Source organism: Desulfocurvus sp. DL1XJH-121 (assembly GCF_054819825.1).
Genome location: NZ_JBTVWW010000043.1, coordinates 1 through 10,891 on the forward strand (window position 1 = coordinate 1; position 10,891 = coordinate 10,891).

12 protein-coding genes are annotated in these 10,891 nt (G+C 67.1%); 9 read left to right on the forward strand and 3 right to left on the reverse strand.

What is annotated here, in order from left to right; translation table 11 throughout:
* Positions 1-455: 455 nt before the first annotated feature.
* Positions 456-1,844 (reverse strand): 23S rRNA (uracil(1939)-C(5))-methyltransferase RlmD, encoded by a 1,389-nt coding sequence (gene rlmD / locus ACYYG1_RS16925; RefSeq protein ID WP_461211512.1) that lies wholly within the window; start codon positions 1,842-1,844, stop codon positions 456-458.
* 87 nt (positions 1,845-1,931) lie between these two features.
* On the opposite strand from rlmD, the gene ACYYG1_RS16930 reads away from it, so the two are divergent.
* Positions 1,932-2,072: a hypothetical protein gene (locus ACYYG1_RS16930; protein WP_461211513.1), complete on the forward strand. Its 141-nt coding sequence runs from the start codon at positions 1,932-1,934 to the stop codon at positions 2,070-2,072.
* Positions 2,073-2,183: 111 nt separating this feature from the next.
* Here the strand turns inward: ACYYG1_RS16930 and rfbA are convergent, their stop codons facing one another.
* Complete coding sequence (gene rfbA, locus ACYYG1_RS16935) at positions 2,184-3,056, reverse strand: glucose-1-phosphate thymidylyltransferase RfbA (protein WP_461211514.1); 873 nt, start codon at positions 3,054-3,056, stop codon at positions 2,184-2,186.
* A gap of 124 nt (positions 3,057-3,180) precedes the next feature.
* Here rfbA and ACYYG1_RS16940 point away from each other — a divergent pair, with 124 nt between their 5' ends.
* The 4 genes from ACYYG1_RS16940 to ACYYG1_RS16955 all read left to right on the forward strand — a co-directional run bounded on the left by ACYYG1_RS16940 (position 3,181) and on the right by ACYYG1_RS16955 (position 5,854).
* The gene (locus ACYYG1_RS16940; RefSeq protein WP_461211515.1) at positions 3,181-3,882 is read left to right on the forward strand and encodes a DUF1614 domain-containing protein; all 702 of its coding nucleotides are present in this window, start codon (positions 3,181-3,183) and stop codon (positions 3,880-3,882) included.
* A 272-nt stretch (positions 3,883-4,154) separates the two neighbouring features.
* Positions 4,155-4,967, forward strand: coding sequence for a MogA/MoaB family molybdenum cofactor biosynthesis protein (locus ACYYG1_RS16945; RefSeq protein WP_461211516.1), 813 nt, complete (start codon positions 4,155-4,157; stop codon positions 4,965-4,967).
* 127 nt (positions 4,968-5,094) lie between these two features.
* Entirely contained in the window at positions 5,095-5,268 is a 174-nt protein-coding gene (locus ACYYG1_RS16950) for a hypothetical protein (RefSeq protein WP_461211517.1), read from the forward strand.
* A gap of 16 nt (positions 5,269-5,284) precedes the next feature.
* The gene (locus ACYYG1_RS16955) at positions 5,285-5,854 is read left to right on the forward strand and encodes a M15 family metallopeptidase (RefSeq protein ID WP_461211518.1); all 570 of its coding nucleotides are present in this window, start codon (positions 5,285-5,287) and stop codon (positions 5,852-5,854) included.
* Positions 5,855-5,973: 119 nt separating this feature from the next.
* Here the strand turns inward: ACYYG1_RS16955 and ACYYG1_RS16960 are convergent, their stop codons facing one another.
* Positions 5,974-6,747 carry an IclR family transcriptional regulator gene (locus tag ACYYG1_RS16960; RefSeq protein WP_461211519.1) on the reverse strand — a complete coding sequence of 258 codons (774 nt, stop codon included), beginning with the start codon at positions 6,745-6,747 and terminating at the stop codon, positions 5,974-5,976.
* A 336-nt stretch (positions 6,748-7,083) separates the two neighbouring features.
* Between ACYYG1_RS16960 and ACYYG1_RS16965 the strand changes: the two genes are divergently transcribed.
* The 4 genes from ACYYG1_RS16965 to ACYYG1_RS16980 are packed head-to-tail and all read left to right on the forward strand — an operon-like array spanning position 7,084 to position 10,668.
* The gene (locus ACYYG1_RS16965) at positions 7,084-8,088 is read left to right on the forward strand and encodes a TRAP transporter substrate-binding protein (RefSeq protein WP_461211520.1); all 1,005 of its coding nucleotides are present in this window, start codon (positions 7,084-7,086) and stop codon (positions 8,086-8,088) included.
* Complete coding sequence (locus ACYYG1_RS16970) at positions 8,088-8,606, forward strand: TRAP transporter small permease (RefSeq protein ID WP_461211521.1); 519 nt, start codon at positions 8,088-8,090, stop codon at positions 8,604-8,606. Before ACYYG1_RS16965 ends, ACYYG1_RS16970 begins: the two co-directional genes overlap by 1 nt.
* Positions 8,603-9,886, forward strand: coding sequence for a TRAP transporter large permease (locus tag ACYYG1_RS16975; protein ID WP_461211522.1), 1,284 nt, complete (start codon positions 8,603-8,605; stop codon positions 9,884-9,886). Before ACYYG1_RS16970 ends, ACYYG1_RS16975 begins: the two co-directional genes overlap by 4 nt.
* A gap of 8 nt (positions 9,887-9,894) precedes the next feature.
* Complete coding sequence (locus tag ACYYG1_RS16980) at positions 9,895-10,668, forward strand: M15 family metallopeptidase (RefSeq protein WP_461211523.1); 774 nt, start codon at positions 9,895-9,897, stop codon at positions 10,666-10,668.
* The last annotated feature ends 223 nt before the right edge of the window (positions 10,669-10,891 follow it).

A 10,891-nucleotide genomic window follows, 5' to 3' on the forward strand; every position in this document is an offset into this window, starting at 1 on the left:
AGCTCGTCGTCCCGGCGACCACGCTCTGGAGCGGGCTTTTCGCCCAAGGGGCCACGGTCTGCCGGGACGGCCGCGGAAAAGGAAAGCCTCCTTCCCCCCGGCCCCTTTGCCAGCTGGTTCAAATGCGAAAGCGTTTGAACCAGCTGTCTCCCCCGCGCCGCGCACGTATCGCGGCGCACAGTCAGCCGTCCGCTTTCGATCAAATCACCAAGGAAAATCATCCGCAATCGGCAAAGAAAAAGCGCCCCCTCGCGGCGGACGGAAGTCCGTCGCCGAGGGGGCGCTTGGCTGTCGGATGGGATCGGAAGGGTCTAGTAGACGCCGTTTTTCCAGGACTGCTTGACGTAATACAGGCAAAGCCCCACGCCGACGATACCCAGAATAAAGAAGAAGAAGTCCATGTGTTCCTCCCTGATTGTGCGAATGTTCACAGCCCTGATACAGGGCTTTGGAGTTTATTTCAAGCCCTTCAGCAAAGCCACGCATTCGATGTGCGGGCTGTGGGGGAAGAGGTCGAAGGGGCGCGCCTCGGCCAGGGCGTAGCCCGGGGCCAGGAGCTCCACGTCCCGGGCCAGGGTGGCCGGATTGCAGGACACGTAGACGATGCGTTTCGGGGCCAGGCGCAACAGCTCGGCAGCGGCTCCGGGGTGCAGGCCCGAGCGCGGCGGGTCCACGAGCACCACGTCGGCCACGAGCTTGGGGTCCTTCAGAAATTCCAGCACGTCCGCCGTCTTGAAGCGGCAGTTGGCGATGCGGTTGGCCTTGGCGTTGGCCTTGGCGTCGGCCACCGCCGCCTTCACGCTCTCCACGCCGGTGACCGTGTTCGCGCCTGCGGCCACGGCCAGGGCCAGCCCCCCGGAGCCGCAGTACAGGTCCAGGACGTGCTCCTGGCCCGTGAGTTCGCAGGCCTCGCGGGCCGCAGCGTAGAGCAGCTCGGCCGCCGCGGTGTTGGTCTGGAAGAAGGCGTCCGGGGAGATGCGGTAGGTGAGGCCGCCCAGGATCTCGGTGATGCCCCCGCCGCCCGTGGCGAAGACGGTTTTTTCGCCCTGGGCCACGGCGGTTCTGTCCTTGCGCGTGGAGTGCGCCACGGAGACCAGGCGCGGGAAGCTCCGGTGCAGGGCCTCGGCCAGGGAACGCACGGCCCCGCCGTCGGCGCGAGGCGAGGTGATGATCTGGGCCAGGGCCTGCTGGCCGCCCTGGGACTGGCGCAGCACCACGAAGCGCCACAGGCCCTGGTTGGTGCGCGGGTCCCAGGCGGGAATGCCCGTGCCCCGGCAGAATTCGCGGATCTCCCGCAGCATGGCCATGGCCTCGCCGGGCGCGTCCGCGCTGCCCCCCAGGGGCATCAGCGCGCACTGCTCCACGCTGACGATGCTCGCCGAGCCCCGACGATGCAGGCCCAGGGCCAGGGGCCTGTCCGCGCCCCCGCCCGCGAAGGCGAACTCCATCTTGTTGCGGAAGCCCCGCGTCTCGGGCGAGGCCGCGCAGGGGCGCACCACGGGATCGGCCACCTTGCCGATGCGCGCCAGCTGGTCGCGCACGTGTTCGGTCTTCCAGGCCAGCTGCTGGGCATAGTCCAGATCCTGGAAGGCGCAGCCTCCGCAGGTTCCGAAATGCGGGCAGAACGGCGCGGTCCAGTGCGGACTCTGCTCCAGCACCTCCACGCAGTCGGCCTCGGCGAAGCGCTTGGCCGCCTTGGTCACCCGCGCGCGCACTCTCTGGCCGGGCAGGGCGCCGTCCACGAAGACCACCGCCCCGTCCACGCGGCCCAGGCCCCGGCCGCCGGAGGCCATTTTTTCGATGGCCAGATCCAACTCCTGGCCTTTGTGAAATAATTCGCTCATGGTTGTATTTCCCCGCGCGGGACTCTTGACTTTTTAGGTTTTTCAGACAATTTTGGCGATCGTAACGTCAATCAAGGAGAAACGGTCATGAGCGTAGTCGGCGAACTGATCACCAATGCCTACCACAGCACTCCCCAGGGCTACCTGGGTGTGAGCCTGATCTTCATCTACATGGCCGTCATCGTGGGCGTGGCCCTGTACCGCATCAAGCAGCACGGCGGCCACTAGCCCGAAGAGAGCGCACGCTGACCTCTGAGGCGCGCGCAGTCAAGGGAAACATCACAGCCAACGCGCGGGTCCGCACCCGGCGCGTTGGCTTTTTTGCGCCCTCTGGGCCGCTCAGGCCTGGTCCGCCACCAGATCCAGAAGGTAGCGGCCGTAGCCGGTCTTCTGCTGGGAGTCGGCCAGGCGCGCCATCTGCTCCAGGGTGATGTAGCCCCGGCGCCAGGCGATCTCCTCCAGGCAGGCCACCACCACGCCCTGGCGGTCCTGCACGGCCTGCACGAAGTTGGCGGCCTGGAGCAGGGACTCGTGGGTCCCGGTGTCCAGCCAAGCCAGGCCCCGGCCGAAGAATTCCACCTTCAGGTCCCCGCGCCGCAGATAGGCGTTGTTCACGTCGGTGATCTCCAGCTCCCCCCGGGCCGAGGGCTTCAGGCCCTTGGCGATGTCCACCACGTCGTTGTCGTAGAAATACAGCCCCGTGACCGCGAACTTGCTCTTGGGCGCGGCGGGCTTTTCCTCGATGCTGATGACGTTGTTCAGATCGTCGAACTCCACCACGCCGTAGCGCTGGGGGTCGCGGACCTTGTAGCCGAACACGATTCCGCCCTTTTCCAAGGCCGAGCAAGCCTGCAGGGTCACGGACAGGCCCTGGCCGTAGAAGATGTTGTCCCCCAGCACCAGGCTCACGGTGTCGGAGCCGATGAACTCTTCGCCCAGGATGAAGGCCTGGGCCAGGCCCTCGGGTCGGGGCTGCTCCTTGTAGGAGATGGACAGGCCCAGATGCGAGCCGTCGCCGAGCAGGTCCTTGAAGCGCGGCAGGTCCGTGGGCGTGGAGATGAGCAGGATTTCCCGGATGCCCGCCAGCATGAGCACGGACAGGGGATAGTAGATCATGGGCTTGTCGTACACGGGCAGGAGCTGCTTGCTCACCGCCAGGGTCAGGGGGTGCAGCCTGGTGCCCGAACCGCCCGCGAGGATGATGCCTTTCATGGACACTCCGCAAAACGTGCTTAGGTTTTACTTCGGCAGTGGCTTGAAGTACTTTCGAAGCTCACGAGAAATTATAGCATTTTCCCGTGGAGCGAAACCCCCGTTGCGCCGGGACGGATGGCCGATGAGACCGTTTCTGAGCTTTCCCTTCGTGATCATGGCGGCCCTGGGCCTGTTTCTGTTTCTGATCCTCACCTTCGTGTTCGTGCAGGTGGGGCTGGTCACCGTGGCCTTCGGCAAGCTGGGGCTCACGCCCTTGCAGGCCTTCGGCATCCTTTTGGCCACCCTCATGGGCAGCGGGGCGAACATCCCGGTGCACAGGACCGCGCGCCTGGTGCAGCGCCCGGTGTTGCGCGGCGGGTTCATGACCTTCGGCGGCGGGTCCCCCTACCGCATGGAAACCGAGACCGAGCTGGTGGACCAGGTGGTGGCCGTGAACGTGGGCGGCTGCTTGATCCCCTGCGCGCTGTCCCTGTTCTTCCTCTCGCAGACCGGGCTCGCGCCCGGCATGCTCCTGGCCGTGGGCGTCACGGCCGCGGCCTGCTATTTCCTGGCGCGGCCCGTCCCGGGCCGGGGCATAGGCGTGCCCGTGCTCCTGCCGCCCCTGGTGGCGGCACTGGCCGCGCTGGTCTTCGCGCCCGAGGGCTTCGGGCCCCAGGCCGCCTACGTGGCGGGCAGCGTGGGCACCCTGGTGGGCGCGGACATCCTGCACCTCATGAACCCCGGGACCATGCGGGCCCTGGACGCGCCCATGCTGTCCATCGGCGGGGCGGGAACTTTCGACGGAATCTTCCTGGCGGGCATCATCGCCGTGCTTCTGGCCTGATTCCCGTCGGGCGGCTAATGGCTGGTAATTGAAGAGCCATTTAATGAGGGCCGTTCAAAAATAGTGAGATGCAAGGCGCAAGAAAAATTGTTCGCTGGCCGTTGTGGCCAGCGCCCCTGCGGGCGATGTGCTTCGCTGCATCGACCAATTTTGCTTCCTGCAAAATTGTCAAGACCGAAGCGTATTCCCCGTACGCGAGGGTTTGAATTTTTCGCAGCAGCGCAGCGACGAAGCAGATTGCTGTTTTGGGGCGGCCTTCCGAGGAGAGCGTCATGAACGAGGTCTTCGCGCCCCTGACCCTGAGCGTTCCGGTCCAGACCCTGGTGGCCCGGGGGGAATGCATCGTGGCCGTCCCGGCCGGGGCCCTGGCCCCCAGTCCCGCTCTTTCGGCCTCTTCGGGGCTGTTGCCCGCGCTGCCAGCGGGCACGCGCCTGGGGCTCGCCGGCGGGCCCTGCGATCTGGTGGTGGAATCGGTGTTGCGCCTGCCGCCCGCCGAGGCCGAGGGCGTGTCCCGCACGGGGCTGCTCCTCGCCGCCCTGGACACCGTGGACGTGCCCCCCGGCGAGCACGAGTTCGCGGCCTCGCGCCAGGGCCTGGCCGTCGCCGTGGTGGTGCTCTCGGACAAGGGCTCGCGCGGCGAGCGTGTGGACAAGTGCGCGCCCATCATCCAGGAGCGGCTGGCCGGGGCGCTGCCCGTGTGCCACGCCCGGCAATGGATCATCCCCGACGACCCCGGGACCCTCAAGGCCCTGCTCGCGGACCTCTGCCTGGCCCAGGGCTATGACCTGGTGCTGACCAGCGGCGGCACGGGCGTGGCCCCGCGCGACACCACGCCCGAGGCCACCCTGGCGGTCATCGAGCGGCGGCTGCCCGGGTACGAGCGGGCCATGACCGCGGCCAGCCTGGCCAAGACGCCCCACGGGGCCATCTCCCGGGCCGTGGCCGGGACCCTGGGCCGGGCCGTGGTGGTCAACCTGCCCGGCAGCCCCAAGGCCGTGGCCGAAAACCTCGACCCCCTCCTGCCCACCCTCGTGCACACCATCTCCAAGCTCCAGGGCGACCCTTCGGACTGCGCCCAGGCCTGAGCCTTTTTGCCATGATATTTCAGTGTCCCGCAGCGCCATGGCGCTGCGGGACACTTGTTGTTCGCAGCCCCTTGAGGAAAAGCCCCGTGACGGGTTATATTGTGGAAACTCGAACCAGGGGGATTCGATGCGCTGCCATGACACCTCGGGCGACATTCCGCCCATCGAACAGGGACCGCGCCCTACGTGGGAGGAGGTCCTGGCCGTGCCGGTCAACGAGGTGGGGGAACATCTCACGCCCCTGTCCCTGGCTCCGGAGCGGATCCTGGTGCGGCCGGTGTACCACGCCGCGGGCCTGTGACCGGGGCCATCCCCGAATGTCTGGCCCGCGACGGCGTGCGCCGCAGGCTTCTGGTGGCCAGGGGTTCCTGCCCCCGCACCTGCGCCTGGTGGCCCTGGACGCCTGGCGCGGCGAGGCTGCGCAGCGGTCGCTGTTCGCCCTCTGCCGCGCGGCCCTGGCCGAGGCCCATCCCGAAGCCGGGGAAGAGGAGCTGCTGGACATGGTGCGGGGCTACATCCTGGCCCCGGAAGAGCCGTTTCCCCACGGCACCGGCGGGGCCGTGGACCTGACCCTGACCGCCATGGACGGCGCGCTGCTGTGGTTCGGCGGGCCCTACAACCATCCGGGGCCCGTGTCCCGGACCCGGCATTTCGAGGAGCGCCTGGAGGCCGGGGAGATTCTGGACGAGCACGCGTACTCGGCCCTGGAGAACCGGCGCATCCTGCACGCGGCCATGACCGGGGCCGGGTTCGTGAACTATCCGGGCGAATGGTGGCATTTCGAGTACGGCACCCGGCGCTGGGCGCTCCTGTCGGGCCGGGGCTACGCCGTGTACGGGGGCATCAGGCCGCGTCTGAACCCCTTCGAGACCTACGCCCGCAGCTAGCCGACCGCTTCCCCGTGGCTTCGCCGCCGCGGAAATGCAGGACCGGCGCGTATCGCGATACGCGCCGGTCCTGCATTTTTCCGTCCCGCGCCGGTCCGGCGCGCACGGGGGGTTCCCCTCTAGAACTGGGCGCCGATGAGGGCCGCCGTTTCCAGGGCCACCGGGGCCAGCTCGCGCTCCACGCGCTCCCTGGGCCAGTCCGCGAACTGGGCCGCGATGTACACGGCGGCCAGGGGCCTGCCCCGGCCGTCGATGACGGGCGCGGAAACGGCGATTTCGCCCACCAGGAATTCCTGCACCGTGACGCAGTAGCCCCGCTGGCGCGCCCGACGCACCTGCTCCATGTTCTCGTCCACGCCCACGATGGTGTGCGGGGTGATGGGCTCGTGGTCCGAGGCCCGCAGGACGGCCAGGACGTCCGCCTCGTCCATGCGCGAGAACACGGCGCGGGCCCCGCAAAAGGCCGGGATGCGGCGGCCGGGCAGGGTGCTTTCGAAGAGCAGGAAGCGCTGGGGCAGGCGCACCAGATAGATGACGTGCAGGCCGTCCAGCACGCCCAGGTACACGGAGTTGCCCGTGCGTTCGCGGGCGTCCAGGAGGTACGGGGTGGCGGTCTGCACCAGGCTGTTGGCGCGCAGGAAATCGTAGCCCAGGGCCATGATCCGGGGCGTGAGGGTGAAGCGCTTGCTCACCGGGTCCTTGGACAGGTAGCCCAGCTGCTCCCAGGTGTGCAGGAAGCGCTGGGCCGCGCTGCGGTTCAGGCCCGTGAGCTCGGCGATCTCGGTCAGGCCGAGGCTCTTCCTGTTGCAGTGGAACGCCTCCAGCACGCGCATGCCCTTGGCCAGCGAGGCCACGAACAGCGCGTCGTCCCGTTTGCCGCTCTGGTCCTTCATGTTCCCCCCCGTGTGCGCGTCCTGCCGGGAATATAGACTTTTCCGCGTCGAACATCATCCCCGGCGGGATGAATATTCCTTGACTTTTATGGACACTACAATAAATTGAATATAAATACTAAGTATTGTAATGCAATAAAATAGTCAAGAGCAGGCGCGGCGCGCGTGCGGAACAAGAGTTCCGGGCGTACGGAAAAGCGACTGCGGGCCGCTGGATTTTCCGCACCGGAGGCGTGGAGGCGTCCGGAGCGAGACAGGGGGTAGATCGGACGGCGCGCGGGGCATACCCGCCCCGCGGCCCCGGCAGAGACCAACCTCAAGGAAGGAGTCGACGTCATGAAACGCTTTTTGATGCTTCTGGTGCTGATGCTCGCCATCCCGGCCAGCGCCCTGGCCGCCACTTCCGTGAAGATGAGCTACAACGGGCCGCCCAGCGAGGACGACAACGCGGTGCACTACTACGCCGTGACCTTCAAGTCCCTGCTGGAAAAGGCGACGAACGGCGGCATCACGGTCACGCTCTTCCCCAACAGCCAGCTGGGCAACGAAGAGCAACGCATGGAACAGACCATGAGCGACCCGATCATCAACGTGGCCTCCTACGGCGGGCTGCAGACCGTGTTCCCGGAGATGTTCGCCACCAACATCCCCTTCCTCTTCGACAGCTACAAGGCCGCCCACGTCTTCTTCGACGGCAGCAAGTTCATGGACAAGGCCAGGAAGACCCTGCGCGAGCGCACAGGCATCGAGCTGTTGGAAGTGGTCGAGGAGGGCGGTTTCCTGGCCTTCACCGGCACCAAGCCCATCCACTCCCCGGCCAGCTTCAAGGGCCTGACCTACCGGGCCATGGACACCAGCCAGGTGGCCATGTACGAGGCCTTCGGCGCGTCCGGCGTGCCCATTCCCTGGACCGAGGTCTACCTGGCGCTGAAGACCGGCGTGGCCGACGGCCAGATGAACCCGCCCACCTACATCATCATGGGCAGCCTGTACGAGGTCCAGAAGCATCTCTGCCTGGCCAACGTCCAGTATTCCGACCAGTTCCTGCTCATGAACGGCGCGCTGCTGGACTCCCTGTCCGCCGCCGACCGGAAGGCCGTGCGCGCCGCCGCGCGCGAGGCCAACGCCAAGACCCGCCTGTTCGTGGAGTCCCAGGTGGAGAAGCGCGTGGAGTTCCTGGCGTCCAAGGGCATGGAGGTCTACCGGCCCACCGTCGCGGACATGGGCCAGTTCAAGGCCCTGGGCACCCCCTCCTACGTGAAGTGGCTCAAGGAGCAGGTGGACCAGGAATGGATCGACCTGGCCCGGAGCGAAGCCCAGAAGGCCAACGAGGCCAAGTAATGCGGCCCTCGGCCTCAATCTGCCTCAAGGTTTCCGACGCGCTGGAGCGCCTTTGCCTCGTCTCGGCCGGGGCGCTCCTGCTCGTCAACCTTGCCGACGTGATGCTCGGGGTGTTCGCCCGGGTCCACCGCCCGCCCATGTGGACCACGGACCTGGCCAAGATCACCCTGGTCTGGATGGTCATGCTGGCCGCGGCCCCGGCCTTGAAGCGCGGCGAGCACATGGCCATCCACATCCTGGTGGCCCGGCTGCCGCGCACGAGCCGCAGGGTGGTGGAGAACGCCCGGCGCGTGATTTTCATCTGCGTGCTCCTGGCCATGATCGTCCTGGGCTTCCAGTACGCCTACAAGCTGCGCATGTTGACCATCATGACCATGGGCATCAAGAAGGCCGTGCCCCTGCTGGCCGTGCCCGTTGGCATGACCCTGATGCTCGTGGAATACGCGTTGTCGCAGTTCATTCCCCTGGACGGGGACGGCGGGCAGTCCCATGAAGACCCTGCGGGAGGCGCGTCATGAGCATCGTCCTGCTCCTGGTCTTCTTCGTCATGCTGGCCTCGGGCCTGCCCCTGTTCGCGGCCATGCTGACCACGGCCTTCGCCGGGTTCGCCTACGTGGGCGACCTGTCCCAGTTCCGGCTCATGGTCCAGCAGTTCTACGGCGGCATGGAGCCCTTCTCCCTGCTGGCCATCCCCTATTTCATCCTCACGGGCGAGCTCATGGGCTGTTCCGGGCTGACCCCCAGGCTGTTGCGCTTCGCCGAGGCCATGGTCGGGCACCTCAAGGGCGGGCTGGGCTACGTCACCGTGGTGGCCAGCATCATCTTCGCCGGGGTCAACGGCTCGGCCGCGGCCGACGCCTCGGCCGTGGGCTCCATCATGATCCCGGCCATGAAGAAGGGCGGCTACCCCGGGCCCTACGCGGCCGGGCTCACGGCGGGCAGCTCCCTCATCGGTCCCATCATCCCCCCGAGCATCTTTATGATCCTCTTCGGGGCCATGACCAAGACCAACGTGGGCGCGCTGTTCATGGCCGGGGTCCTGCCGGGCATCCTCTTGGGCGTGGCCTTCATGCTCATGCACCGGGTGAGCGCGGCGCGCCTGAACCTGCCGCGCGTGAACAAGCGCTTCTCGTTTTCGGAATTCCTGCGCTCAGGGGCCGGGGCCGTCACCGCCCTCATCGCCCCGGGCATCATCATCGGCGGCATCCTCTTCGGGTTCATGACGCCCACGGAGTCCGGGGCCGTGGCCAGCCTGTACGTGCTGCTGGTGGGCCTGTTCTGCACCCGCGAGCTGACCCTGTCCGGCGTGCTCAAGGCCCTGTCCAGCACCGTGCGCCTGACCAGCGTGATCTTCGTGGTCATCGGCGCGGCCACAATCGTGGGCTGGATCCTGTCCTCGGAGCAGGTGCCCCAGGCCATGGCCCCGGTGGTCATGAAGTACGCCAAGACCCCGTCCATGGTGCTTCTGCTCATCAGCGCCATCATCTTCGTGGTGGGCATGTTCATGGAGGAGATCGCGGCCCTGGTGCTCTTGACCCCGGTGTTCAGTCCCCTGGCCCAGGCCGCGGGCATCGACCCGCTGCACTTCGGCATCGTCATGACCCTGAACATCACCATCGCGCTGATCACCCCGCCCATGGGCGCGTGCGTGTACATCGTGTCCTCGGTGGGCAACGTGGCTTTGGAGAAGATGTTCCGCCACATCTGGCCCTTCGTGCTGGTGGCCCTGGGCTGCCAGCTGCTCCTGATCTTCGTGCCCGCCATCTCCCTGTGGCTGCCCAGGGCGCTGGGGTACTAGGAGGGCCCATGACCGAGGAGCAGACCATGCGCGCGCAGGCCCCGGCCATCGCCCCGGCCCCGAGTCCGTCCTGGGACGAGGTCTTCGCGGTGCCCGTGGCCGAGGGGGGCGACCGGCTCGTGCCCCTGTCCCTGGCCCCGGAGCGGTTTCTGGTGCGCCCGGCCTATTTCGCCGCGGCCATTCCCGGGGCCCTGCCCGAATGCCACGCCCGCGAGGGCGTGCGCAGGCGGCTGCTCGCGGCCCAGGGGCTTCTGCCCGGCCATTTGCGGCTGGTGATCCTGGACACCTGGCGCAGCATGCGGGTCCAGACCGCGCTTTTCGAACAATGCCGCGCGGCCTTCGCCCGTTCCCGCCCCGGGGCCGGAGTCGGCGAACTGGAGGACATGGCCTCGCGCTTCGTGGCCCCGCCGAGCACGGACCCGGCGCGGCCCTCCCCGCATCTCACGGGCGGGGCGGTGGATTTGGCCCTGGCCACGGTGGACGGCGAATCCCTGTGGTTCGGCGCGGCCTTCGACCATCCCGGGCCCGTGTCCTGGACCCGGCACTTCGAGGAGCGCCTGGAGCGCGGCGAGGCCCTGGACGGCCGCGAGGCCGAGGCCCTGGCCAACCGCAGGCTCCTGCACCACGTGATGATCGAGGCGGGGTTCGTGAACTACCACGCGGAGTGGTGGCATTTCGAATACGGCACCCAGCGCTGGGCGCTCCTCGCGGGCCGGGATCACGCCGTGTACGGCCTGACCCAGCCCGAGCTGAACCCCTTCGAGTCCTACGCCCGGGCCTGAGCATAAAGTATTACATGTCTACGAAGAAGGTGAGGTATTGCTCGACGTCATCCAAGACGGATGAAGCGCGCAAACATTTTGTAATTCCATGACTTGGCATGGAGCGGATGGCCAATCGTTGATCCAACAAAATATAATATCACCAATTTTGTGCTGAGATGGTTATCACCTGACAGTAGGCCATGAAATGAGCGTGGTCATGCCGCCCTTGGTTGGGGTACGG

Coding starts and splice junctions, on each gene's coding strand:
- ACYYG1_RS16970 (WP_461211521.1), top strand. CDS start 8,088: ATGCGGCCCTCGGCCTCAATCTGCCTCAAGGTTTCCGACGCGCTGGAG.
- rfbA (WP_461211514.1), bottom strand. CDS start 3,056: ATGAAAGGCATCATCCTCGCGGGCGGTTCGGGCACCAGGCTGCACCCC.
- ACYYG1_RS16940 (WP_461211515.1), top strand. CDS start 3,181: ATGAGACCGTTTCTGAGCTTTCCCTTCGTGATCATGGCGGCCCTGGGC.
- ACYYG1_RS16950 (WP_461211517.1), top strand. CDS start 5,095: ATGCGCTGCCATGACACCTCGGGCGACATTCCGCCCATCGAACAGGGA.
- ACYYG1_RS16965 (WP_461211520.1), top strand. CDS start 7,084: ATGAAACGCTTTTTGATGCTTCTGGTGCTGATGCTCGCCATCCCGGCC.
- ACYYG1_RS16930 (WP_461211513.1), top strand. CDS start 1,932: ATGAGCGTAGTCGGCGAACTGATCACCAATGCCTACCACAGCACTCCC.
- rlmD (WP_461211512.1), bottom strand. CDS start 1,844: ATGAGCGAATTATTTCACAAAGGCCAGGAGTTGGATCTGGCCATCGAA.
- ACYYG1_RS16980 (WP_461211523.1), top strand. CDS start 9,895: ATGACCGAGGAGCAGACCATGCGCGCGCAGGCCCCGGCCATCGCCCCG.
- ACYYG1_RS16975 (WP_461211522.1), top strand. CDS start 8,603: ATGAGCATCGTCCTGCTCCTGGTCTTCTTCGTCATGCTGGCCTCGGGC.
- ACYYG1_RS16955 (WP_461211518.1), top strand. CDS start 5,285: ATGTCTGGCCCGCGACGGCGTGCGCCGCAGGCTTCTGGTGGCCAGGGG.
- ACYYG1_RS16960 (WP_461211519.1), bottom strand. CDS start 6,747: ATGAAGGACCAGAGCGGCAAACGGGACGACGCGCTGTTCGTGGCCTCG.
- ACYYG1_RS16945 (WP_461211516.1), top strand. CDS start 4,155: ATGAACGAGGTCTTCGCGCCCCTGACCCTGAGCGTTCCGGTCCAGACC.